This is a genomic window from Ruegeria sp. SAZD011 (assembly GCF_059612545.1).
In genome coordinates, this window is record NZ_JBXWQU010000009.1 from 164,744 (window position 1) to 187,882 (window position 23,139).

The window sequence follows — 23,139 nt, forward strand, 5'->3', positions numbered from 1 at the left end:
CGTGCCTGTTGTTACCTCAACCCTATCATAGGGCAAAGGACTTGCACACGGGCGCGTGACTTCAACCGGCCAATTCGGCGCGATTCAGCGCACAATGGGACCAGAGCGCGTCCATCGCCTTGACCAGCTTGTCCATCTCGTTGGGCCCGTGCACCGGCGACGGGGTAAAGCGCAGACGCTCGGTTCCGCGCGGCACGGTGGGGAAATTGATCGGCTGCACATAGATGCCGAAGTCTTCCAGCAGCATGTCGCTCAGCTTCTTGGTGTGTACCGGGTCGCCCACGATCACCGGCACGATATGGCTGCCATGGTCGATCAGCGGCAGGCCCAGCCCCTTGAGCCGCATTTTCAGGATGCGGGCCTGGGTCTGGTGCTGGTCGCGCAGCTCTTGCGCGTTCTTCAGATAGGCGACCGACGCCGCAGCGCCTGCCGCAACCGCCGGCGGCAGCGAGGTGGTAAAGATGAAACCCGGCGCATAAGAGCGGATCGAATCGCACATTTTCGCGCTGGCCGCGATATAGCCACCCATCACGCCATAGGCCTTGGCCAGGGTGCCATTGATGATGTCGATGCGATGGGCCAGGTTGTCACGCTCGGTCACGCCGCCACCGCGCGGACCGTACATGCCGACCGCGTGCACCTCGTCGATATAGGTCAGGGCGCCGAATTCGTCGGCCAGGTCGCAGATCTCTTCGATGGGGCCGAAATCGCCGTCCATCGAGTAGACCGATTCAAAAGCGATCAGCTTGGGCGCGGCCGGGTCGTCGGCGGCCAGCAGTTCGCGCAGATGCGCCACGTCGTTGTGGCGGAAGATACGCTTGGCACCGCCGTTGCGGCGCACGCCCTCGATCATCGAGGCGTGGTTGAGCGCGTCGGAATAGATGATCAGGCCGGGGAACAGCTTGGGCAAGGTGCTCAGCGTCGCGTCATTGGCGATATAGGCCGAGGTGAACAGCAGCGCCGCCTCCTTGCCGTGCAGGTCGGCCAGCTCGGCCTCGAGCCGCTTGTGATAGACGGTGGTACCGGAAATGTTGCGGGTGCCGCCCGAACCGGCACCAGCGGCGGTCAGCGCCTCTTGCATCGCCTCCAGCACGACCGGTTGCTGGCCCATGCCCAGATAATCGTTGCCGCACCAGACGGTGATGTCGCGCTCGCTGCCGTCGGGACGGGTCCAGACCGCATGCGGGAAATGGCCCTTGCGCCGTTCGATGTCGATGAAGGTGCGATAGCGGCCTTCGTCGTGAAGCTTCTGAATGGCGGCGTCGAGTTTAACCGAATAGTCCACCGGATCCTCCTTCGTATCGTGCGGCCGGGTTGCGGCAGGTCAGGCTCTACGCCACATTCGCGTTCGTGAATGGATATCTGCGGCGCATCATTTTTTCAACTGTTACATCCGGCCCCGATGTCGCAGCCTTGACTTGCGTCAATTAAACCGCCGGTTTCGAGGGGACAAGGCGCCCTGCGCCGCGATGGGCGTCAAAAACGGCAGCGGGCGCCGCAAATCCCGGTTGCGGTTTCCCATCGTGAACGTCGGCCACTGGACAGGGCGGGCGGTGCTGCTAGGCTCCGCCCCGAATATCCCGTTAGACAAGGAACCGCCCGATGTCCCTCGACGACGTCCTCTCGCGTATCGACACCGACCTGCCCGCCGCCATCGACCGGCTGATGGAGCTGCTGCGCATTCCCTCGATCTCGACCGATCCGGCCTATGCCGAGGCCTGTGACCAGGCCGCCGACTGGCTGGTGGCCGATCTGGCCGGGATCGGTATTGCCGCCGAAAAGCGGGTCACGCCGGGTCGCCCGATGGTGGTGGGCCATGTGGCCGCCGACCATGACGACGCGCCGCATGTGCTGTTCTATGGCCATTACGACGTGCAGCCGGTCGACCCGCTGAACCTGTGGACCAGCCCACCGTTCGAACCGCAGATCGAGGACACGCCGAACGGGCGCGTGATCCGGGGCCGCGGGTCGTCGGACGACAAGGGCCAGTTGATGACCTTTGTCGAGGCCTGCCGCGCCTGGAAGGCGGTGCATGGCTCCCTGCCCTGCCGCATCACGTTTTTCTTCGAGGGCGAGGAGGAGAGCGGCTCTCCCTCGCTGGTGCCCTTCCTTCAGGCCAATGCCGAAGAATTGAAGGCCGATATCGCACTGGTTTGTGACACCTCGATGGTGTCGCGCGGGGTGCCGTCGATCGCCGCGCAGCTGCGCGGCATGCTCAAGGATGAATTCACCATCACCGGGCCGCGCATCGACCTGCATTCGGGCCATTACGGTGGCCCCGGCCTGAACCCGCTGCGCGAGCTGTCGCGCATCGTGACCTCGTTCTATGACGAGAAGACGGGCCGCGTCGCGGTCGAAGGTTTCTACGAAGGCGTGCACGAAGTGCCCGCCGAGCAGCTGCGGCAATGGGAAAATTGCGGCTTTGACGAGGGTGAGTACCTCAGCTCGGTCGGCTATAGCCAAGCGCATGGCGAACAGGGCTATTCGACGTTGGAACAGCAATGGGCGCGCCCGACGCTTGAGGTCAACGGGCTGTGGGGCGGCTATAACGGCGCCGGGTCCAAGACCGTGATCCCGGCCCAGGCCCATTGCAAGATCACCTGCCGGCTGGTCGGCGATCAGGACCCCGACAAGCTGCGCGTCGCGATCCGCAAACATGTCGAGGCGCAACTCAGCCCCGATGCGGGGGTGATCTGGGATAATGACCTGGAAGGGTCCAAAGCCTCTGTGATGAATATCACCCGCCCCGAGATGGAGGCCGCCCGCAGCGCGCTGTCCGACGAATGGGGCCGCGAGGCGGTGTTCACCGGCATGGGCGGCTCGATCCCGGTGGTCGGTTTCTTCAAATCGGTGCTGGGACTTGATTCGATGCTGGTGGGCTACGCCAATGACGATGACGCCATTCACTCACCCAACGAGAAATACGATGTGGAGAGCTTTCACAAGGGTATCCGCTCTTGGGCGCGGATCCTGGATGCGTTGACACGGTGACGCGATCGGGGCCGGCTCAGGCGCAGTCGGCCCCGCCGAACCGGACCGGCAGCATGTAAAGCTCGTCATATTCGGGCCGGTGGAAATGCCACAACCCGTCGCCGCGCTGCTCCCAGGTCGAATGCATGATCTCGCGCACGTGGCTCAGATCAAAGCTCTCGACCACGGGGCGCCGCTCGAAGGCGCTGAACACGGCGTCATCATCGCGCCCATCCGCGAACCATTTCGGATTGGTGCGCACGGTGCCGTCGCCTGCCACCTGCTTCTGTTTCTCGATGAAGGCGTTACGGCGATTGAGCGTTTCGACATAAAGCCCGTAGTCGCAATACTTCATGTGGAACATGTAGAGGAAATCCGGCATGTTCAGCTTTTCATATTCGGCATAGTGCCCGCCGCGCCCGATCTTGGCCGGGCGTGACACGATACAGGGCTTGGCATAATGCAGCGCCACCTGCGCATGGCGGCGCGGGCCCAGGATGCCGCCGCCGATATCATCCTTTTCGCGGTCGCGCAGATGCACGATCTCGAGCCCCATCGCGGTATAGACAGTGCGCCCCGGCGCATCGTCCAGCCAGGTGCGCAGGTTCATCCCCGTTGCCGGATCGACCACCACGAATTCATCCACGTCACAGACCAGAACGTGTTTGTACCATTGCCTGAGCGCGTTCTTGAGGTGGTTCTTGGTGCGCCAGTGCAGCATGGTAAACTGGCTTGTTTCAATGGCGGGCACCGGAAAGATGTTGCAGCCCTGCGCCAGCTCTCGCACCAGCGGTTCGTCCCCATGGCTGATGATATAGAGGTTGTTGCGCCCGAAAAGCCCGCCGTAATACTGCACGAAGCGGGTCAGAAAATACGCGTCGTCCCGACAGATCGTCACAACCGCCGTGTTCGAGTCCACCTTCACCTGAAAACCCCTGCCCGTTTTCCAAGGCGATACAGGAAAGCGAGCGGGACAGGCAAGAGGCGGCAAGGCGCAAGGCGACCGTCGCCGCAGATATCTGGTGATCCGTTGAAGAAGTGGCGCGGTTGACGGGGCTCGAACCCGCGACCCCCGGCGTGACAGGCCGGTACTCTAACCAACTGAGCTACAACCGCACACTGTGATCTTGCGTTCCCTGCGGAACGTTGGGGTGTATTATGGCGCGGCTCGGGCATCGTCAAGCGGGTTTCTCACTTTTTTGGGCGCGCGTCCGCAAAATGTCCGCGTCGACACCGGCGGGAGTGGCAGGCCCCGTTTTGTTTCAAATATTTAGCCCTGCACTCGCATCTGCCCGGCCCCTGTCAGCGCGTCGGCAGGGGCGTGAATTCGCTCTCATCGCCCGGCGGCAGGCTGAACCGGCCATGGCGCCAATCGCCGGCGCGCCAGGCCTCTTTCGCGGCATCGATCCGCTCTTTCGAACTGGCCACGAAATTCCACCAGATATGGCGCGGGCCGCCCAGCGTGGCACCGCCCAGCAGCATCAGCCGTGCGCCCTGAGGACCCGCCTTCAGGCTCAGACGGTCACCGGGGCGGAACACCATCATCCGGCCCGCCTCGAATCCCTGTCCGGCGACCTCGACCGATCCTTGGGTGACATAGACGCCGCGATCCTCGTGATTGTCCGGCAGGGGCAGAGCTGCACCGGGTTCAAGCTGCGCGTCGGCATAGAACATCTCGGATGTGGTTTCGACCGGCGCCGAAGCACCCCAGGCATCACCCAGCACCAGCCGCACCTGCTTGCCCTCTGCCTCGAGCAGCGGCAGCGCGCTGGCGGGGGCATGTTCAAAGCTGGCGCCGGTCTCTTCCAGATGTTCGGGCAACGCCACCCAGGTCTGGATGCCGAACATGCTGAGCGGCGCCTGACGCGCCGGACCATCGGTGCGTTCGGAATGGGTGACGCCATTGCCCGCTATCATCCAGTTGACAGCACCCGGCTCGATCCACTGGTCGGTACCCAGACTATCGCGGTGATGCAGCCGCCCTTTGTAGAGATAGGTGACGGTGGCCAGCCCGATATGGGGGTGCGGGCGCACGTCGATGCCCTGCCCGGTCAGGAACTCGGCCGGCCCCATCTGGTCGAAGAAGATGAACGGCCCGACCATCTGGCGGCGCGGCGCCGGCAGGGCGCGGCGCACCTCGAACCCGCCCAGATCGCGGGCACGCGGCACGATCACCGTTTCGATGGCATCCACATCGTTGCCCAGGGGGATATCGGCATCCAGCAAGGGGTTCCAGCTCATCTCAGACCTCCGTTCGGTTGGGATGAGGCTAAGGTAGCACCTGACGTAAAATGCACAATTCAGAAGAATTTGCGCCTTAGTGTGCAAATTTGCACAATTTCAGGTGGGGCTTCGGAACAGGCGGGTGGACGAGAACATCGCCTCCAGTTCCTCGATCCGTTCCTTGCTTTCTTCCCAGCGTGCGCCCTGCACTTCGGCAATCAGCGCCTCGACAATCAGTTGCAGAGCGATGGTGCTGTCCCAGCTCGACGGCGCCTCGACCAGGCCATTGAAAGTCAGGTTCGCCACCCGCCCGATGGGCGAGCCCCATTGGTCGGTGAACAGGATGACCGTGACCCCCCGCTCGCTGGCGATCTGGGCCAGTTTCTCCAGATGCGCCTCGTAACGGCGGATGTCGAAGATCACGAGGACCGAGCTCTGATCCATATCCAGCAGGTATTGCGGCCAGACATTGGCCGAATTGCCCAGCATGGTGACATTGGGCCGGATGATCTGCATGTGGTTATACAGATAATCCGCGTTCGAGCGGGTTATGCGCCCGCCCACCACGTAAAGCGGGCGCGTGGTATCGGCCAGGATCGCGGCGGCGCGGTCGAACAGCGCGGTGTCGGTCCGTTCCAGCGTGTGGCGCATATTGGCCCAGACCACCTGGGCAAAGCGCATCAGAGGATGTTCGGCGCCCTCGTCCACCACCCAGCCATCGCGTTTCGAGATCGGTTTCTTGATCTGCGCCGCCACCTCCTCGCGCAGTGCGTCCTGAAGGGCGGGAAACCCGTCGAACCCCAGCTTGCGCGCCATGCGGATCACGGTGGGTGTCGAGACACCGGCAGCGGCTGCCAGCTTGGTGATCGATTGCAGTCCCCCCATCGGATAGTCCTGCAACAGGATCGAGGCCAACTGACGTTCGGACCGGGTCAGGTGCTCGGTCTCGTCCTGAATGCGTTGTTTGACCAGTTTCGATGTGCCGGGCACGGGCCGCCCTTTGTTCTAGCGTTTTTTACAAGTTATCCGTTTCTGTAATCATGTCTACAGAAATTTTATTGACAGAGAGCTGGGGATTGTAACCAATGCTACACATGTCAAGCGATGCCGAATCTCCCATGCTGTCCGCAGTCGAAGGCCCGCCCGCGCGGGCGCTGAACGCCCATGGCGCGGGGCGCGCTGTGCTGGTGTGCGAACATGCCAGCCGGTTCATCCCTGCCGCGCTTTCGGGACTGGGCCTCTCGCCCGAGGCGGCGCGCTCGCACGCGGCCTGGGATATCGGCGCCATGGATCTGGCGGTGGAGCTGTCGGGCGCGCTGGACGCGCCGCTGGTCTTTTCCCGGATTAGCCGGTTGGTCTATGATTGCAACCGTCCGCCCGAGCGCGCCGATGCCATGCCCGCGCAAAGCGAGATTTACACCATCCCGGGCAATGCGGAGCTGAGCCCCGCCCAGCGCACCCGACGCGCCAATGCGGTTTATCACCCGTTCCGCCAGCTGTTGTCGGCAACGCTCGACACCCGGCCCGCGCCGCTGGTGCTGATCACCCTGCACAGCTTCACCCCGGTCTATCAGGGTCGGACGCGCAGTGTCGAACTGGGCATCCTGCATGACAGCGACGACCGCGCCGCCCAACTGCTGCTGACGGCCGCGCAGGGGTCGGGTCTCAAGGCCGCGCTGAACGAGCCCTATTCCGCCACCGACGGCGTGACCCATACGCTGCGCGAACATGCCATCGCGCGCGGCCTACCCAACGTGATGATCGAGGTCCGAAACGACCTGATCGACACGCCCGCAGGGGTCAACCGCATCACCGGGCTGCTGGCCCCGATGCTTGCCGGGGTGATCACCACCCTGGCGCCGTCAGAGGCAGAAGCATGACCGGAGGCACCCCGAAATGACCGCGCTGCGCGCCTATATCCGCATCGTCGACCGGATGAACCGCTGGATCGGGCGGCTGGTGATGTATGGCATCTTTGTGATGATGGCGATCCTGCTGTGGTCGAGCTTCTCCAAGGTCGGCAGCGATCTGGGGTTCGATATCAACCCCTCGCTCTGGACGCTGGAAATGGCGCAATTTGCCATGGTCGCCTATTACATCCTGGGCGGTCCCTATTCGATCCAGATGGGGTCGAACGTGCGGATGGACCTGCTCTATGGCGAATGGTCGGACCGGCGCAAGGCCTGGACCGACGCGATTACCGTGCTGTTCCTGATCTTCTATCTCGGCGTGCTCCTTTATGGCGGCTATGACAGCCTCAGCTATTCCTTCCAATATGGCGAGCGCAGCCCGACCGCGTGGCGTCCGGTGCTGTGGCCGATCAAGACCATCATGTGCGCGGGCCTGTTTCTGATGCTGCTGCAGGCCCTGTCCGAACTGGCCAAGGACATTCTGCGGATCCGTGGCGAACACATCCCGCGCGAGGTGATCTGAGATGTCCTATGAACTGATCGCCATCCTGATGTTTTCCACCATGATGGTGATGCTGATGACCGGCCAGCGCGTGTTCGGCGCCATCGGCTTTGTCGCGGTGTTGGCCTCGCTGCTGCTTTGGGGCGACCGTGGCGGCTATGACATCGGTTTCTCGGCGGCGATGAAGCTGATGAAATGGTATCCGCTGCTGACCCTGCCGATGTTCATCTTCATGGGCTATGTGCTGTCGGAATCCAAGATCGCCGACGACCTCTACAAGATGTTCCATGTCTGGATGGGCGGCCTGAACGGCGGGCTGGCCATCGGCACCATCGGGCTGATGGTTCTGATTTCGGCAATGAACGGGCTTTCGGTGGCGGGCATGGCCATCGGCGCCACCATCGCCCTGCCCGAGCTTCTCAAACGCGGCTATGACAAGAAGATGGTCACGGGGGTGATCCAGGCCGGATCCAGCCTGGGGATCCTGGTGCCGCCTTCGGTCGTGCTGGTGCTCTACGCGATGATCGCGCGCCAGCCGGTGGGCCAGCTGTGGCTGGCGGGCGTGTTGCCGGGCCTGATGATGGCGGCCATGTTCATCCTCTACATCGCCATCCGCTGCAAGCTGAACCCCGACCTTGGCCCGGCGCTGTCGGCTGAAGAGCGTGACGTGCCGATGGGTGAGAAACTGCGCCTGTTGCGCGCGGGCCTGCTGCCGCTGGGTATTTTTGCCGCGATGATGGTGCCCTTTGTCAACGGCTGGACCTCGCTGGTGGAAAGCTCGGCCATCGGGGCGCTGACCGCCTTTCTGGCCGCAGTGCTCAAGGGCCGGATGAACCGTCAGGTGTTCGAGACCTCGGTCCGCTCGACATTGGGCATCTCGTGCATGTTCATGTGGATCATCCTGGCCGCGTTGGCTTTTGGCGCGGTGTTCGATGGGCTGGGCGCGGTCAAGGCGATCGAGGATCTGTTCACCGAACGGCTGGGGCTGAACCCCTGGGTCATCCTGATCCTGATGCAGCTCAGCTTTATCATCATGGGCACCTTTCTGGACGATACCGCGATGCTGGTGATCGTGGCGCCGCTTTACGTGCCGCTGGTGGGCGCGCTGGGCTTTGACCTGATCTGGTACGGGGTGCTTTATACGATCACCACGCAAATCGCCTATATGACGCCGCCGTTTGGCTATAACCTGTTCCTGATGCGGGCCATGGCCCCGCCCGAGATCACCCTGCGCGACATCTATGGCTCGATCCTGCCTTTCGTGCTGGTGATGACCTTGGCGCTGGCGATCATCATGACCTTTCCGCAGATCGCACTGTGGCTGCCTGAATATGTCTACAACAAGTGATCCCGGAGCGAACCGGGACATCCAATCCACCCTTTTTTCAACTGGGAGAGAACCGATGACCACAAGACGCAAGTTTATCACCACCGCCGCCGTTGGCGCAGCGGCCGCGCCGCTGGCCACCCCGGCGCTGGCGCAATCGACGATCAAATGGCGCATGCAGACCTATGCCGGCCCGGCGCTGGCCGCCCATGTGATCGACCCGGCCATTGCCATGTTCAACAAGATCGCCGGCGACCGCATGCAGATCGAGCTGTTCTATGCAGATCAGCTGGTCCCGACGGGCGAACTGTTCCGCGCCATGCAGCGCGGCACCATCGACGCGGTGCAGTCGGATGACGACTCGATGGCCTCGCCCACCGAGGTCACCGTGTTCGGCGGCTATTTCCCCTTTGCCTCGCGCTACTCGCTGGACGTGCCGGTGCTGTTCAACCAGTACGGGCTGAACGAGATCTGGGACGCGGAATACTCCAAGGTCGGCGTCAAGCATATCAGCGCGGGCGCCTGGGACCCCTGCCATTTCGCCACCAAGGACCCGATCAACAGCCTGGCCGACCTGAACGGCAAGCGCGTGTTTACCTTCCCGACCGCGGGCCGCTTCCTGAGCCAGTTCGGCGTGGTGCCGGTCACCCTGCCGTGGGAAGATATCGAGGTCGCGGTACAGACCGGCGAGCTTGATGGCATCGCCTGGTCGGGGATCACCGAGGATTACACCGTCGGCTGGGCCGATGTGACCAACTACTTCCTGACCAACAACATCTCGGGCGCCTGGGCGGGCTCCTTCTTTGCCAATATGGACCGCTGGAACGAGCTGCCCGAAGACCTGCAAACCCTGTTCCGGGTCTGCTGCGACCAGTCGCATTACTATCGTCAGTGGTGGTATTGGGGCGGCGAAGCCAGCCTGCGTGTCAATGGCACCAAGATGCAGCTGACCTCGATCCCGGATGCGGAATGGGCGCAGGTCGAAGAGGCGGCGGTCAAGTTCTGGGACGAGATCGCGGCGGAATCCGAGACCAAGGCCAAGGTGGTCGAGATCTTCAAGAAGTATAACGCCGACATGGCCAAGGCCGGACGGCCCTATCGCTACGGCTAAATCACAGACCCGGCCCGCCGCCCCTTGCGGCGGGCCGGTCCCCGCGACAGAATTTTCGACGAAAATTCTTGACCCCACCAAATCCAAAGGTCGTGACATGCTCACATTCGAAACGCTGAAAGCCCAGGTTGCCGCAGGCACCGTCGACACGGTTCTGGTCTGCCTGGTCGACATGCAGGGCCGCCTGATGGGCAAGCGGTTCCATGCGCAGAACTTCCTCGACAGCGCCTATGAGGAAACCCATTGCTGCAACTACCTGCTGGCCACCGATCTGGAGATGGCCACGCCGGACGGCTATCGGGCCACCTCGTGGCAGGCCGGCTATGGCGATTACGTGATGAAGCCCGACCTGAGCACGCTGCGCCCCCTGCCCTGGCTCGAAGGCACGGTGATGGTGCTGTGCGACGTGCTGGATCACCACAGCCATGAACCGGTGCCGCATTCACCCCGTCAGGTTCTGAAGGCGCAGATCGCCCGCGCCGAAGCGCTGGGGCTGACGCCGATGATGGCGACCGAGCTGGAATTCTTTCTGTTCGAAGGCACGTTCGACGAGATCCGCAAGACCGGCTATCGCAACCTGACCCCGATCTCGGGCTATAACGAGGATTACCATATCCTGCAGACCAGCAAGGAAGAGCATGTGATGCGCCCGCTGCGCAACCATCTCTTTGCCGCAGGCATCCCGGTCGAGAACACCAAGGGCGAGGCCGAGGCGGGCCAGGAAGAGCTGAACATCCGCTATGCCGGCGCGCTGGCCTGTGCCGATCACCACACGATCGCCAAACATGCCACCAAGGAGATCGCCCATCAGCACGGCCACGCCGCCAGCTTTCTGCCGAAATGGCATCACGACCGGGTCGGCAGCGCCAGCCATGTGCACCTGTCGCTGTGGCGCGGGTCGGAACCCGCCTTCTACGACAAGGATGCAGCCCACGGGCTGAGCGAATTGGGCCGCCAGTTCTGCGCCGGGATGATCCGCTATGCGCCCGACTACACGTTCTTCCTGGCGCCTTACGTGAACAGCTACAAACGCTTCATGAAAGGCACCTTTGCGCCCACCAAGACCGTCTGGTCGGTGGACAACCGCACCGCCGGGTTCCGCATGTGCGGCGAAGGGACCAAGGGGGTGCGGATGGAATGCCGCATCGGCGGCTCGGACCTGAACCCCTATCTGGCGCAGGCGGCGCTGCTGGCGGCAGGCCTCCAGGGGATCGAGGAGAAACTGGAACTGGCGCCCCCCACCAGCGGCGATGTCTATGACAATGCCGAGGCGGGCGAGATCCCGCGCAGCCTGCGCGACGCGATCGGGACCCTGGACGGGTCCGCCATGCTGCGGGCGGCGATGGGGGATTGGGTGATCGACCATTACACCCGCTGCGCCCAGTGGGAGCAGGAAGAATTCGACCGCGTGGTGACCGATTGGGAAATCGCGCGCGGTTTCGAAAAGGCTTAAGGCCGGGCAAGGAGGGGGCCAGCCCCCTCTGCCGCTGGCGCGGCATTCACCCCCGGGATATTTCGGGCAAGAGGAAGGGCGCGAGGGCGCCAAGAGGATCGTGATGGCTCAGACAGTGAAATGCATCTCGCCGATCGACGGATCGGTATATCTGGAGCGGCCCACGGCCACGCGCGAGGCGGCCATGGGTGCTGCCGACCGCGCCCGTGCCGCGCAAGCCGCCTGGGCCGCGCGCCCCCTGGCCGAGCGCGTGGCGCTGGTGCTGGCGGCGGTGGCCGAGGTGGGCAAGACCACCGACCGCATGGCGGTGGAACTGGCCCATCAGATGGGCCGCCCCGTCCGCTATGGCGGCGAGTTCGGCGGTTTCAACGAGCGCGCCACCTATATGGCCGGGATCGCCGAAAGCGCGCTGGCACCGCTGGTGGTCGAGGACAGCGACGCCTTTCTGCGCAAGATCGAGCGCGAGCCCTTTGGCGTGGTGCTGGTGGTGGCGCCATGGAACTATCCCTATATGACCGCGATCAACACGGTGGCGCCCGCGCTGATGGCGGGCAATACGGTGATCCTGAAACATGCCGCCCAGACCTTGCAGGTGGGCGAGCGGATGGCCGAGGCGTTTCATGCCGCGGGCATCCCCGAGGACGTGTTCCAGAACATCGTGCTGGACCATGACACCACCGCCGAGCTGATTTCCCGGCGCAAGGTGAACTTCGTCAACTTCACCGGCTCGGTCCGGGGCGGTCAGGCGATGGAACGCGCCGCCGCCGGCACCTTCATCCCCGTCTCGACCGAGTTGGGTGGCAAGGATCCGGGCTATGTCCGCGCCGATGCCGATCTGGACGCCGCCGTCGAGACGCTGATCGACGGGGCCATGTTCAACTCGGGCCAGTGCTGTTGCGGGATCGAGCGGATCTATGTGCATGCCAGCCTGTTCAACGCCTTTGTCGACAAGGCTGTGGCGCTGGTGAACGGCTACAAACTGGGCAATCCGCTGGACCCCGAGACCACGATCGGGCCAATGGCCAATGTGCGCTTTGCCCAGGTGGCGCGCGACCAGATCGAGGACGCCATTGCCAAGGGTGCGACCGCCCATATCGAGCGGTTCCCGCAGGATGACGGCGGCGCCTATCTGACACCGCAGATCCTAACCAATGTCACTCATGACATGGAGATCATGCGCGAAGAGACCTTCGGGCCCGTCGTGGGCATCATGCCGGTCGCCGATGACGAAGAGGCGATTGCGCTGATGAACGATTGCCAGTTCGGGCTGACCGCCTCGATCTGGACCCGCGACACCGCCCGTGCCGACGAGATCGGCAGGCGGCTGGAAACCGGCACCGTGTTCATGAACCGCTGCGATTACCTTGACCCCGCGCTCTGCTGGACCGGCTGCAAGGATACCGGCCGCGGCGCGGGTCTGTCCGTGCTGGGCTTCCACGCCCTGACCCGTCCCAAATCCTATCATCTGAAAAAGGCTTGAGGCCCATGAAACTTGTTGGAAACTGGTCCTATCCCACCGCCATCCGCTTTGGCGCGGGGCGGATCGCCGAGATCGCCGAGGCCTGCAAGGCCGCCGGCATCACCAAGCCGCTGCTGGTCACCGACAAAGGGTTGGCGGCGATGGAGATCACCACCCGCACGCGCGACCTGATGGAGGCCGCGGGCCTGGGCCGGGCGATGTTTTCCGAGGTGGACCCCAACCCGACCGAGCGCAATGTGGAGGCCGGGCTGAAGGTCTATCGCGAGGGCGGTTATGACGGGGTGATCGCCTTTGGCGGCGGCTCGGGGCTCGATCTGGGCAAGACGCTGGCCTTCATGGCAGGCCAGAGCCGCCCGCTCTGGGATTTCGAGGATATCGGCGACTGGTGGACGCGCGCCGATCCGGCGGGCATTCACCCCATTGTGGCGGTGCCGACGACTGCCGGCACCGGCTCCGAGGTCGGTCGTGCGGGCGTGATCACCAATTCGGAGACCCACGAGAAAAAGATCATCTTCCACCCGCTGATGCTGCCCAAGGTGGTGATCTGCGACCCGGAACTGACCGTGGGCATGCCGAAATTCATTACCGCAGGCACCGGCCTCGATGCCTTTGCCCATTGTGTCGAGGCCTATTGCTCGCCCCATTACCACCCGATGAGCCAGGGCATCGCACTGGAAGGCATGCGGCTGGTCAAGGAATACCTGCCCCGCGCCTATGCCGACGGGTCCGACATTGAGGCGCGCGTGCATATGATGTCGGCCGCCGCCATGGGTGCCACCGCCTTCCAGAAGGGGCTGGGCGCCATCCATGCGCTGTCGCACCCCATCGGCGCGCATCACCACACCCATCACGGCACCACCAACGCGGTCTGCATGCCTGCCGTGCTGCAATTCAACCGCCCCGCGGCCGAGGGCGTGCTGGCGCAAGCCGCTGCCTATCTGGGCATCGCGGGCGGGTTCGACGGGTTTGCGGCCTATGTCGATGATCTGAACACGTCGCTCGGCATCCCCAAGACGCTCACCGATCTGGGCGTCACCAATCCCGATATCGACGTGCTGGTGCGTGACGCGCTGAACGACCCCTCGACCGGTGGCAACCCGGTGGCGATGACGGCACAGAACACGCGCCCGCTTCTGGAATCGTTGTTCTGATAGCCTCGCCGGGCGGGGGTGCGAGGCCCCTGCCCGGCGGAACAAGCAGCGACGCAAACGGGATTCCGCTCGCAGAATCAAACACCTTTACCTGATTCGGCGCGATGTATATGATCGCGCCTGAGAGCGCGCAAAGCGCCCGCGCATCCCAGCGCATCAGGCTAAGGAGCAGCAGCATGAAACTCCGCGTGGCAGCGGCGGTATTGGCGGTCGGTGTGACCCCCGCCAGCCTTTCGGCACAGAGTATCGGTCTTGTCGGCGCCAATGTCGACATCAACCACTATCAGTTCACCAACAAATCCAAGGGCGCGCGCCAGGCGCTGCAAGGCTCTTTCGAGCTTGGCCTTGGCAGTTCTGTCGCAACCCAGCTTGACGTTGGGTATTACAAGTTCGATCAGGTTGGCGGCAGCGGCCGCAGCGCCACGCTGCATGGTATCTACAAGTTCGGCTATGGCGGCGCGGTCGGCGGGTTCTGGGGGACCGAGGATGGTGGCGGCATCGACCGCAACTTCTACGGTCTCGAAGCCGCCTACGACTTCTCGGCCATTCGGCTGGAGGGTTATTTCTCGCGTGGCCGCGTGCAGGGGACCAACGCGACCCTGCTGGGCGGCAAGATCAGCAGCGACGTGGGCAGCGGTCCGCTCAGCCTGAATGCCAGCGTCGATTTCATGGACAACAAGACCGGTGCCAACATGACCCGCATGGCGATTGGCGCCGATTATGGGTTGGGAAGCGGCGTGAACCTGTATGGCGAGGTGGGTACCGGCAACGCCCGGGTGGCCAATTTCAGCAACAACGATGCCTTTGTCGGCATCGGCCTGCGCTTTGACCTGGGCGACCGGCCGGGCACCACCTTCAGCCGTCGCGCCCTGCTCGACCGCCTGCCGGGGCTGTGACCCCAGCAACGTAAGCTTGTTCGTGTAACCGCCTTATAAAAAACAAAAAACCGCCAGGCTACAGCCCGGCGGCTTTGAAATCTGGTGGGTGATAAGAGATTTGAACTCCTGACATCTTCGATGTGAACGAAGCGCTCTACCACTGAGCTAATCACCCGTGAGGCAGGCTTTTAGCGTTACTCGGCGGCCTCTGCAAGAGGGTCCGCATCAAGTTTTTCCACTTCTTCCTCTGCCTGGGTGCTGCGGCGCAATTTGCAGATGATCACCTGCCCGTTGCCCTTGTCGGTCGAGCGGTTCACCTTGAGCTTGCCAAGCGGCTGGAGGTTCAGATCGCGTTCTTCCGAGATCGCCTCGCCCAAGATCGCCAGCATCGCCTCGACGGCGGGCTTGACATATTTCTTCTTCACGTCGGACCGGGCGACAACCAGATCGATCAGCTCGCGCTTGCGCAACTCGTTTCCGTTGTCCTGATCCTCGGCTTCGTCGGCGCGCACCACACGGGGCAACGGTGTATCGAGCGCTTCGGCGGCTTCGACAGATTCGATCTCCGGGTCTACCGGCTCCGCTTCGGCAGCGGCGGTCTTTTCCTTTGCGGTGGCGGTGCTGGAGGTGGAGCGTGTGCTGCGGCGCGTGGTGGTCTTGCGTGCGGTGGTGGTGGTCCGTGTACTGCGTTTTACCATTTTGGTGCCCCGTTGTTTTGTTTTCGGCAGCTTAGCTATTTGTTTCCGATCTGGCTACATTCACTCACAAAATAGTTGAAATCAGGTGTCCGGATACAACAAGGGCGGGCCAAAAGGCCCGCCCTTGTCAGCAAGTGCAAACTCGTTCAGTGCGCCGTGGCCGAGGCGCCTTCGCCACCCGGAAGCGCCGATTTGGCGGCGGCGGCCTCTTCCTCGGCGGCCTCGTCCCATTCAATCGCTTCGGGCTGGTGCACAAGTGCGTGTTTCAGCACCTCGGATACATGGGTGACGGGGATGATCGTCAGCCCCTCCTTCACGTTGTCGGGGATCTCGCGCAGGTCCTTTTCGTTCTCGGCAGGGATCAGCACGGTCTTGACGCCGCCGCGCAGGGCGGCGAGCAGCTTCTCCTTCAGCCCGCCGATGGCCAGCACATTGCCACGCAGAGTGACCTCACCAGTCATGGCGATGTCCTTGCGGACGGGCGTCTGGGTCAGCACCGACACGATCGAGGTGACCATGGCGATACCGGCGCTGGGGCCGTCCTTGGGTGTGGCGCCTTCGGGGACGTGTACGTGGATATCCCAGCGGTCCAGCCGAGGCGGCTTTACACCGATGGTCGGCGCGATAGAGCGAACGTAGGACGCCGCCGCGTCGATCGACTCCTTCATCACATCACCCAGCTTGCCGGTGGTCTTCATCCGGCCCTTGCCGGGCAGGCGCAGCGCCTCGATCGACAACAGGTCGCCGCCGACGCTGGTCCAGGCCAGACCGGTGACGACACCGACCTGATCGTCCTTCTCGGCCAGACCGAACCTGAACCGGCGCACACCCAGGAAATCCTCCAGATTCTCGGGTGTTACCGAGACCTTTTCAGTGTCTTTCTTGAGGATCTTCGTCAGTGCCTTACGGCAGATCTTGGCCACTTCGCGTTCCAGATTCCGCACGCCCGCCTCGCGGGTGTAATAGCGGATGATATCTGTCAGCGCGTCATCGGACAGCTCGAACTCCTTGGCCCGCAGACCGTGGTTCTTGGTCTGCTTGGGCAGCAGATGGCGCTTGGCGATCTCGCGCTTTTCATCCTCGGTATAGCCCGCCAGCGGAATGATCTCCATCCGGTCCAGCAGCGGTCCGGGCATGTTGTAGCTGTTCGACGTGGTCAGGAACAACACGTTCGAGAGGTCATATTCCACCTCGAGATAGTGATCCATGAAGGTGTTGTTCTGTTCCGGATCCAGCACCTCGAGCATCGCGCTTGCCGGGTCGCCCCGGAAATCCTGGCCCATCTTGTCGATCTCGTCGAGCAGGATGAGCGGATTGGTGGTTTTCGCCTTTTTCAGCGCCTGGATGATCTTGCCCGGCATCGAGCCGATATAGGTCCGGCGGTGGCCGCGGATCTCGCTCTCGTCACGTACGCCACCCAGCGAGATGCGGATGAACTCGCGCCCCGTTGCCCGGGCGACCGATTTGCCCAGCGAGGTCTTGCCCACACCCGGAGGGCCGACAAGGCACAGGATCGGCCCCTTCAACTTGGCCGAGCGCTGCTGCACCGCCAGGTATTCGACGATGCGCTCCTTGACCTTTTCCAGCCCATAGTGATCGGCATCCAGCACGCCCTCGGCGCGGCCCAGATCCTTCTTCACGCGGGATTTGACGCCCCACGGGATCGACAGCAGCCAGTCGAGATAGTTGCGCACGACCGTGGCCTCGGCCGACATGGGCGACATGTTCTTGAGCTTCTTCAGCTCGGCCTCGGCCTTTTCGCGCGCCTCTTTCGACAGTTTGGTGGCGGCGATCTTCTCTTCCAGCTCGGCAATCTCGCCGGCACCTTCTTCGCCGTCGCCCAGCTCGCGCTGGATCGCCTTCATCTGTTCGTTGAGGTAATACTCGCGCTGGGTCTTCTCCATCTGGGATTTGACCCGGGTCTTGATCTTCTTCTCGACCTGCAGAACGCTCATCTCGCCCTGCATCAGGCCATAGACCTTTTCCAGCCGCTCGCTGACGCTGAGCGTTTCCAGCAGGTCCTGTTTCTGGCCCACTTCGATGCCCAGATGGCCCGCGACCAGATCGGCCAGCTTGGCGGGCTCGGTGGTCTCGCCGACAGCAGCCAACGCCTCTTCGGGAATGTTCTTGCGCACCTTGGCATAGCGCTCGAATTCATCGCCCACGGTGCGGATCAGCGCCTGGGTGGTGGTCACGTCGCCGGGGATCTCGGTCAGATATTCGGCGCGCGCCTCGAAAAAGACGTCGTTTTCCAGAAACGCGGTGATCTTGACCCGTGCCTGACCCTCGACCAGCACCTTGACGGTGCCATCGGGCAGTTTCAGCAGTTGCAGCACATTGGCCAGCACGCCGGTGCGGTAGATGCCGTCGCTGTCGGGATCGTCAATACCGGGATCGATCTGGCTCGACAGCAGGATCTGCTTGTCTTCCTGCATCACCTCTTCCAGCGCCCGCACCGATTTCTCGCGGCCGACAAAAAGCGGCACGATCATATGCGGGAACACCACGATGTCGCGCAGCGGCAGGACGGGGTAAGAGGCGTTCAGAGGCTCTTGCATGCTCTATCCTTATCATTGGCAAGATGGCACCGGTCCCTGTCTCAGGCGACCCCCGGCCATCTCCTGTCTCGGGCTGATAAGGTGGGGTGAGTCCCCGTCCATTTCAACCAGACCCGTAAATTGGTGCCGCGCACAATGACGCGACTGCCAGCGGACCGCAAGTCTGCAAAACCACCGCCGCATCGGATTCCTGCGGGACGGCGGGCGGGGCAATCTGCGCCGGGGCGCAGGAGCGCCGGACCGTCGCCCCGCCCGGCCCCTCAGTAGCGCAGGAAGCTGACCAGGCGGCGCGCATGGGTCTCGGTCCCGTCCTTGCCGCGCCCCTGTACGGTCAGCACACCGCCCAGCCGGTCCTCGTCCAGCACCGCCAGGTGCACATGCAGCCACAAGTGGGTGCCCTCCTCGTCAATCCGTTCCTGGTCGAATTCCAGCCGCAGCATCCCATCGGTGCCGCAATCGGGGGCCAGCCCCAGCGTGTCGAAATCGAGATATTGCTGCGCGCCGTCGACGGGGACCGGCGCAATGCCGGTTTCGGGATCGGCCAGCCGTATCTCGGCCTCGCCGAACTGCGCCATGTCGGCATAGACGGTGCCGTCGCGGTACAACATCGCCATGATCTCGTGACCCGCGCGCGGCATCGGCAGCTTCATCTCGTTGGAACCCATTTTCATCATCATCAGACCGGGTCCGTTATGCGCCTGCCAGGCGCCATCCAGCAGCGGCGCCACCAGGTCGGCATAATCCTCCGCGCTCAGCGCGCAACCATCCAGTTCGGCGGCCCCAACCATGCCACCCCAAATGCACATCGCCGCAGATACCAGTCGCTTCACGGCAATCTCCTTTGTTTTCAAATAAATGCAGAGCGCAGAAAGCGATGTATCCAGAACCGTTTCAAGTCCGGCAAACCTGACCTTTTGCCCCTGGCCGCCCGTTGGACGGCCAAAGGGAGCGGCCCGTTTCAGGCCGTCTGCAACACCGGATAATCGGTATATCCTTCGTCGCCGCCGCCGTAATAGGTCGCGGTATCGCCCGCATTCAGCGGCGCGTCGGCGGCCAACCGCTCGACCAGGTCGGGATTGGCAATGTACGGCCGGCCAAAGGCCACCAAATCCACCGCGCCCGAGCGCACCCGCGCAATCGCGCTGGCCCGGTCATACCCGTTATTGCCCATATAGGTCCCGGTCCAGAGCTGGCGCAGATCGTCGAACGCCCCTTCGCGGGCACCGCCGGTCTGGCCCTCGACCATGTGCAGATAGGCCAGACCATAGGTATCCAAACGTTCGATCACCGGCGTATAGGTGGCGATCGGGTCGCTGTCCGAGATACCGTTCACATCCGAGAAGGGCGACAGGCGGATGCCGACATGGCCCGCATCCCAGGCGCCCACGACGGCATCGACGACTTCGAACAGGAACCGGGCACGGTTCTCGACCGACCCGCCATAGGCATCCTGCCGCCGGTTGCTGCCATCCTTGAGGAACTGCTCGACGAGATAGCCGTTGGCGGCATGGATCTCGACTCCGTCGAACCCGGCCTCGCGCGCGCATCGGGTGGCGTGAGCATAATCGGCCACGACACGGGCAATCTCATCCGCCTCCAGCGCGCGCGGCTCCGACGTGTTTTCGAACCCGGCATGGGTAAAGGTCTTGGCCTTGGCCGCAATCGCCGAGGCCGACACCGGCGCCTGACCACCCGGCAACAGCGATGTGTGCGAGATCCGCCCAACATGCCAGAGCTGGATCACGATCTTGCCGCCCCTTGCATGGACCGCATCGGTCACCTTGCGCCAGGCGGCCACCTGTTCGGGCGTATGGATGCCCGGCGTCTGGATATAGCCCTTGCCCTCGGCGCTGATCTGCGCGCCCTCGGTGATCAGCAGCCCGGCACTGGCGCGCTGGGCATAATATTCCGCGTGCCGGTCGAACACGACACCAGTTGTGTCATCGGCCCGATTCCGCGTCAGCGGCGCCATCACGACCCGGTTCTTCAACGCGATATTGCCGGCCTTGTGGGGGGTAAAGAGTATCTCGGTCATCGTGGGTTCTCCTGTGCTCGTCCGGTGGCGGCGATGGCCAGCGCAGCCGGTGCAGCCCCAACTATGCCCTCGGCGCCGATCCGCAAGGGCAGACAGTTCAGGCAGATCCGGACGAAAGAGAAGAACATCTGCCCATTGCGGTCAGCGCCGCGCCTTTGTTCCAAGCCGCAAAGGGCAGGAACATCTTCCCACCCTATCGGCAGAATGCGGGATTACGTTTTCTTCACAACTCTGCCATGCCATCAGGGCATGGCATCGGACCCACCCGCCCGCGGTCACAGAGGTTCGATATCGCCCTGCGCCCGGCCCGCGTGGAAATCCGCCTCCCAGGCGGCAAAGGTGCCCGCCGCGATGGCGTCGCGCATCCCTGCCATGATTTCCTGATAATAGTGCAGGTTGTGCCAGGTCAGCAGCATCGAGCTGATGATCTCCTGACTGCGGAACACGTGATGCAGATAGGCGCGGCTATAGTTGCGGCAGGCCGGACAGGTGCAGGCCTCGTCCAGCGGGCGCGGGTCGTCCATGTGGCGGGCGTTCTTGATGTTGAGAACACCGTGGCGGGTGAACACCTGCCCGGTACGGCCTGAGCGCGAAGGCAAAACGCAATCCATCATGTCGATGCCACGCTTGACGGCACCGACGATATCGTCGGGTTTGCCCACCCCCATCAGGTAACGCGGCTTGTCCTCGGGCAGGAAACCGGGCGCGTAGTCGAGGCAACCGAACATCGCCGCCTGCCCCTCGCCCACAGCGAGGCCGCCCACCGCATAGCCCTCGAACCCTATGGCCTTGAGCGCCTCGGCGCTCTCCTCGCGCAGGTCCCGCTCCAGCCCGCCCTGCATGATCCCGAACAGCGCATGCCCTGGCCGGTCACCAAACGCCGCGCGCGAACGTTCGGCCCAGCGCATCGAAAGCCGCATCGACTCCGCGATCCGGCCCCGGTCGGCAGGCAATGCGGGACATTCGTCGAAACACATCACGATGTCACTGCCCAACAGCCGCTGGATCTCCATCGACCGTTCCGGGGTCAACTCGTGCTTGGAGCCGTCGATATGGGATTTGAAGGTCACGCCTTTCTCAGTCAGCTTCCTGAGCCCCGCCAGCGACATGACCTGGAACCCGCCGCTGTCGGTCAGGATCGGCCGCTCCCAGTTCATGAACTTGTGCAGCCCCCCCAGCCGGTCGATCCGCTCGGCCGTGGGCCGCAGCATCAGGTGATAGGTATTGCCCAACAGGATATCGGCCCCGGTCGCGCGCACGCTTTCGGGCATCATCGCCTTGACCGTCGCCGCCGTCCCCACCGGCATGAAGGCCGGCGTGCGCACCTCGCCCCGCGGCGTTTGGATCACGCCGGTACGGGCCTTGCCGTCGGTGGCATGCAGGTCAAAAGAGAAACGCTCGCTCATCTCATCCTCGCGGCTCGGGTCAACCGGGCAGGCTTTGCCCCAAGCGCGCCGGCAATGCAAGCGGCCCGCCCGCTTTCCCCTTTGCACGGCGGGCGATACAGCCCATACCTGTATTGAATGGCGGCAACACCCGCCCCATATGTATACCATAGTACACAATATTCAGGGATACAGCATGACCGAGGACCAGATCATCGGCCTTTTCAGCCAGAACATCGTCTTTCTCGCCGCTGCGATCTTTATCGTCGTGGTCATTCTCAAGGGCATCCGCATCGTGCCGCAATCCGAGAAATACGTGGTCGAACGCTTCGGACGGCTGCATGCGGTGCTGGGGCCGGGCATCAACTTCATCGTGCCCTTCCTCGATGTTGTCCGCCACAAGATCTCGATCCTCGAACGCCAGCTCCCCACCGCCAGCCAGGACGCGATCACCAAGGACAACGTGCTGGTGCAGGTCGACACATCGGTTTTCTACCGGATCACCGAGCCGGAAAAGACCGTCTATCGCATCCGCGATGTCGACGGCGCGATCTCCACCACCGTGGCCGGGATCGTGCGGGCCGAGATCGGCAAGATGGACCTGGACGAGGTGCAATCGAACCGGGCGCAGCTGATCTCCACCATAAAGGCCTCGGTCGAGGACGCGGTGGACGACTGGGGGATCGAGGTCACGCGGGCCGAGATCCTGGATGTGAACCTGGATCAGGCCACCCGCGACGCCATGCTGCAGCAGCTCAACGCCGAACGCGAACGCCGCGCCCAGGTGACCAAGGCCGAAGGCGCCAAGCGCGCGGTCGAACTTAACGCCGACGCCGAGCTTTATGCCGCCGAACAGACCGCCAAGGCCCGCCGCATCGAGGCCGAAGCCGAGGCCTATGCAACCGAAGTCGTGGCGCGCGCCATCGCGGCGCACGGGCTGGAGGCGGCGCAATACCAGGTGGCGCTGAAACAGGTCGAGGCGTTGAACGCGCTTGGCAATGGTGCCGGGAAACAGACCATCATCCTGCCCGCCAACGCGCTCGAAGCCTTTGGCGACGCCTTCAAGCTGCTGAAAGGGGGCAAGGGATGATTGACGCGCTCTGGTCCGTCTGGTGGCTCTGGCTTGCCGCTGCGCTGGTTCTGGGCGTCGTCGAGATGCTGCTGCCAGGTTTCATCTTTCTGGGCTTTGCCATCGGCGCGGCAGTGACCGGGCTGCTGCTGCTTATTGTGACGCCGTCGCTGCCACTGCTGTTGTTGATCTTCGCCGCGCTGTCGCTGGCCGCATGGCTGTTGCTCAGGCACAGGTTTTCCCTGCCCTCAGGCCAGGTGAAGACCTTCAAGGATGACATCAACGGCTGAGGCGGATCTGTTTTCCGGCACGGAAAACAGGCCGGAAAAATTCAATTTTTCCGGCCCCCGCCCAGCAACAAGGGGTGTCCTGCCTCTGGACGCCCCCGG

At 63.3% G+C, this 23,139-nt stretch carries 20 protein-coding genes and 2 tRNA genes; 11 read left to right on the forward strand and 11 right to left on the reverse strand.

Features of this window, described 5'->3' with window-relative positions:
• Window positions 1–61: 61 nt before the first annotated feature.
• Window positions 62–1,285: a 5-aminolevulinate synthase gene (gene hemA, locus AC2FLM_RS02035; protein WP_496855170.1), complete on the reverse strand. Its 1,224-nt coding sequence runs from the start codon at window positions 1,283–1,285 to the stop codon at window positions 62–64.
• Window positions 1,286–1,602: 317 nt separating this feature from the next.
• Between hemA and AC2FLM_RS02040 the strand changes: the two genes are divergently transcribed.
• The gene (locus AC2FLM_RS02040) at window positions 1,603–2,991 is read left to right on the forward strand and encodes a M20/M25/M40 family metallo-hydrolase (protein ID WP_496855172.1); all 1,389 of its coding nucleotides are present in this window, start codon (window positions 1,603–1,605) and stop codon (window positions 2,989–2,991) included.
• Between the two features lie 16 nt (window positions 2,992–3,007).
• Here the strand turns inward: AC2FLM_RS02040 and AC2FLM_RS02045 are convergent, their stop codons facing one another.
• The 4 genes from AC2FLM_RS02045 to AC2FLM_RS02060 all read right to left on the reverse strand — a co-directional run bounded on the left by AC2FLM_RS02045 (window position 3,008) and on the right by AC2FLM_RS02060 (window position 6,183).
• The gene (locus AC2FLM_RS02045; protein ID WP_234218399.1) at window positions 3,008–3,895 is read right to left on the reverse strand and encodes a glycosyltransferase family 2 protein; all 888 of its coding nucleotides are present in this window, start codon (window positions 3,893–3,895) and stop codon (window positions 3,008–3,010) included.
• Window positions 3,896–4,009: 114 nt separating this feature from the next.
• Window positions 4,010–4,086: transfer RNA gene (locus AC2FLM_RS02050), tRNA-Asp, on the reverse strand.
• Between the two features lie 186 nt (window positions 4,087–4,272).
• Window positions 4,273–5,211 (reverse strand): pirin family protein, encoded by a 939-nt coding sequence (locus tag AC2FLM_RS02055; protein WP_496855175.1) that lies wholly within the window; start codon window positions 5,209–5,211, stop codon window positions 4,273–4,275.
• Between the two features lie 99 nt (window positions 5,212–5,310).
• Entirely contained in the window at window positions 5,311–6,183 is an 873-nt protein-coding gene (locus AC2FLM_RS02060) for a MurR/RpiR family transcriptional regulator (RefSeq protein WP_234136251.1), read from the reverse strand.
• A 128-nt stretch (window positions 6,184–6,311) separates the two neighbouring features.
• Between AC2FLM_RS02060 and AC2FLM_RS02065 the strand changes: the two genes are divergently transcribed.
• The 8 genes from AC2FLM_RS02065 to AC2FLM_RS02100 all read left to right on the forward strand — a co-directional run bounded on the left by AC2FLM_RS02065 (window position 6,312) and on the right by AC2FLM_RS02100 (window position 15,023).
• Window positions 6,312–7,073 carry an N-formylglutamate amidohydrolase gene (locus AC2FLM_RS02065; RefSeq protein ID WP_496855177.1) on the forward strand — a complete coding sequence of 254 codons (762 nt, stop codon included), beginning with the start codon at window positions 6,312–6,314 and terminating at the stop codon, window positions 7,071–7,073.
• Window positions 7,074–7,089: 16 nt separating this feature from the next.
• A complete protein-coding gene (locus AC2FLM_RS02070; protein ID WP_011048307.1) occupies window positions 7,090–7,626 on the forward strand; it encodes a TRAP transporter small permease subunit in 537 nt (178 codons plus the stop codon).
• 1 nt (window position 7,627) lies between these two features.
• Complete coding sequence (locus AC2FLM_RS02075; protein ID WP_234218397.1) at window positions 7,628–8,953, forward strand: TRAP transporter large permease; 1,326 nt, start codon at window positions 7,628–7,630, stop codon at window positions 8,951–8,953.
• A 55-nt stretch (window positions 8,954–9,008) separates the two neighbouring features.
• Window positions 9,009–10,043 carry a TRAP transporter substrate-binding protein gene (locus AC2FLM_RS02080; protein ID WP_234136248.1) on the forward strand — a complete coding sequence of 345 codons (1,035 nt, stop codon included), beginning with the start codon at window positions 9,009–9,011 and terminating at the stop codon, window positions 10,041–10,043.
• A 97-nt stretch (window positions 10,044–10,140) separates the two neighbouring features.
• Window positions 10,141–11,496, forward strand: a complete 1,356-nt coding sequence (locus AC2FLM_RS02085; RefSeq protein ID WP_496855179.1) for a glutamine synthetase family protein — start codon at window positions 10,141–10,143, stop codon at window positions 11,494–11,496.
• 103 nt (window positions 11,497–11,599) lie between these two features.
• A complete protein-coding gene (locus tag AC2FLM_RS02090) occupies window positions 11,600–12,976 on the forward strand; it encodes an aldehyde dehydrogenase family protein (RefSeq protein WP_496855181.1) in 1,377 nt (458 codons plus the stop codon).
• Between the two features lie 5 nt (window positions 12,977–12,981).
• Window positions 12,982–14,127: an iron-containing alcohol dehydrogenase gene (locus AC2FLM_RS02095; protein ID WP_496855183.1), complete on the forward strand. Its 1,146-nt coding sequence runs from the start codon at window positions 12,982–12,984 to the stop codon at window positions 14,125–14,127.
• Between the two features lie 176 nt (window positions 14,128–14,303).
• Window positions 14,304–15,023 carry a porin gene (locus tag AC2FLM_RS02100; RefSeq protein ID WP_496855185.1) on the forward strand — a complete coding sequence of 240 codons (720 nt, stop codon included), beginning with the start codon at window positions 14,304–14,306 and terminating at the stop codon, window positions 15,021–15,023.
• Between the two features lie 82 nt (window positions 15,024–15,105).
• On the opposite strand, the gene AC2FLM_RS02105 is transcribed toward AC2FLM_RS02100, so the two are convergent.
• The 6 genes from AC2FLM_RS02105 to tgt form a co-directional block, all read right to left on the reverse strand.
• Window positions 15,106–15,180: transfer RNA gene (locus AC2FLM_RS02105), tRNA-Val, on the reverse strand.
• A gap of 19 nt (window positions 15,181–15,199) precedes the next feature.
• Window positions 15,200–15,703, reverse strand: a complete 504-nt coding sequence (locus tag AC2FLM_RS02110) for an HU family DNA-binding protein (RefSeq protein ID WP_496855187.1) — start codon at window positions 15,701–15,703, stop codon at window positions 15,200–15,202.
• A 146-nt stretch (window positions 15,704–15,849) separates the two neighbouring features.
• Entirely contained in the window at window positions 15,850–18,261 is a 2,412-nt protein-coding gene (lon, locus tag AC2FLM_RS02115; RefSeq protein WP_496855189.1) for an endopeptidase La, read from the reverse strand.
• A gap of 260 nt (window positions 18,262–18,521) precedes the next feature.
• A complete protein-coding gene (locus AC2FLM_RS02120) occupies window positions 18,522–19,091 on the reverse strand; it encodes a hypothetical protein (RefSeq protein ID WP_496855191.1) in 570 nt (189 codons plus the stop codon).
• 128 nt (window positions 19,092–19,219) lie between these two features.
• The gene (locus AC2FLM_RS02125; protein WP_496855193.1) at window positions 19,220–20,296 is read right to left on the reverse strand and encodes an alkene reductase; all 1,077 of its coding nucleotides are present in this window, start codon (window positions 20,294–20,296) and stop codon (window positions 19,220–19,222) included.
• Window positions 20,297–20,571: 275 nt separating this feature from the next.
• Entirely contained in the window at window positions 20,572–21,702 is a 1,131-nt protein-coding gene (tgt, locus tag AC2FLM_RS02130; protein WP_496855195.1) for a tRNA guanosine(34) transglycosylase Tgt, read from the reverse strand.
• Between the two features lie 175 nt (window positions 21,703–21,877).
• On the opposite strand from tgt, the gene AC2FLM_RS02135 reads away from it, so the two are divergent.
• Together AC2FLM_RS02135 and AC2FLM_RS02140 are read left to right on the forward strand one after the other, a co-directional pair.
• Entirely contained in the window at window positions 21,878–22,771 is an 894-nt protein-coding gene (locus AC2FLM_RS02135) for an SPFH domain-containing protein (RefSeq protein ID WP_234145398.1), read from the forward strand.
• Window positions 22,768–23,040 carry an NfeD family protein gene (locus tag AC2FLM_RS02140; RefSeq protein ID WP_234136238.1) on the forward strand — a complete coding sequence of 91 codons (273 nt, stop codon included), beginning with the start codon at window positions 22,768–22,770 and terminating at the stop codon, window positions 23,038–23,040. Before AC2FLM_RS02135 ends, AC2FLM_RS02140 begins: the two co-directional genes overlap by 4 nt.
• Window positions 23,041–23,139: the final 99 nt, after the last annotated feature.

Bases quoted from the DNA above. Each gene is read 5' to 3' on its own strand.
- AC2FLM_RS02040 (WP_496855172.1), top strand. From the start codon at position 1,603: ATGTCCCTCGACGACGTCCTCTCGCGTATCGACACCGACCTGCCCGCC.
- AC2FLM_RS02055 (WP_496855175.1), bottom strand. From the start codon at position 5,211: ATGAGCTGGAACCCCTTGCTGGATGCCGATATCCCCCTGGGCAACGAT.
- AC2FLM_RS02065 (WP_496855177.1), top strand. From the start codon at position 6,312: ATGCTGTCCGCAGTCGAAGGCCCGCCCGCGCGGGCGCTGAACGCCCAT.
- AC2FLM_RS02070 (WP_011048307.1), top strand. From the start codon at position 7,090: ATGACCGCGCTGCGCGCCTATATCCGCATCGTCGACCGGATGAACCGC.
- AC2FLM_RS02075 (WP_234218397.1), top strand. From the start codon at position 7,628: ATGTCCTATGAACTGATCGCCATCCTGATGTTTTCCACCATGATGGTG.
- AC2FLM_RS02080 (WP_234136248.1), top strand. From the start codon at position 9,009: ATGACCACAAGACGCAAGTTTATCACCACCGCCGCCGTTGGCGCAGCG.
- AC2FLM_RS02085 (WP_496855179.1), top strand. From the start codon at position 10,141: ATGCTCACATTCGAAACGCTGAAAGCCCAGGTTGCCGCAGGCACCGTC.
- AC2FLM_RS02090 (WP_496855181.1), top strand. From the start codon at position 11,600: ATGGCTCAGACAGTGAAATGCATCTCGCCGATCGACGGATCGGTATAT.
- AC2FLM_RS02095 (WP_496855183.1), top strand. From the start codon at position 12,982: ATGAAACTTGTTGGAAACTGGTCCTATCCCACCGCCATCCGCTTTGGC.
- AC2FLM_RS02100 (WP_496855185.1), top strand. From the start codon at position 14,304: ATGAAACTCCGCGTGGCAGCGGCGGTATTGGCGGTCGGTGTGACCCCC.
- AC2FLM_RS02110 (WP_496855187.1), bottom strand. From the start codon at position 15,703: ATGGTAAAACGCAGTACACGGACCACCACCACCGCACGCAAGACCACC.
- lon (WP_496855189.1), bottom strand. From the start codon at position 18,261: ATGCAAGAGCCTCTGAACGCCTCTTACCCCGTCCTGCCGCTGCGCGAC.
- AC2FLM_RS02125 (WP_496855193.1), bottom strand. From the start codon at position 20,296: ATGACCGAGATACTCTTTACCCCCCACAAGGCCGGCAATATCGCGTTG.
- tgt (WP_496855195.1), bottom strand. From the start codon at position 21,702: ATGAGCGAGCGTTTCTCTTTTGACCTGCATGCCACCGACGGCAAGGCC.
- AC2FLM_RS02135 (WP_234145398.1), top strand. From the start codon at position 21,878: ATGACCGAGGACCAGATCATCGGCCTTTTCAGCCAGAACATCGTCTTT.
- AC2FLM_RS02140 (WP_234136238.1), top strand. From the start codon at position 22,768: ATGATTGACGCGCTCTGGTCCGTCTGGTGGCTCTGGCTTGCCGCTGCG.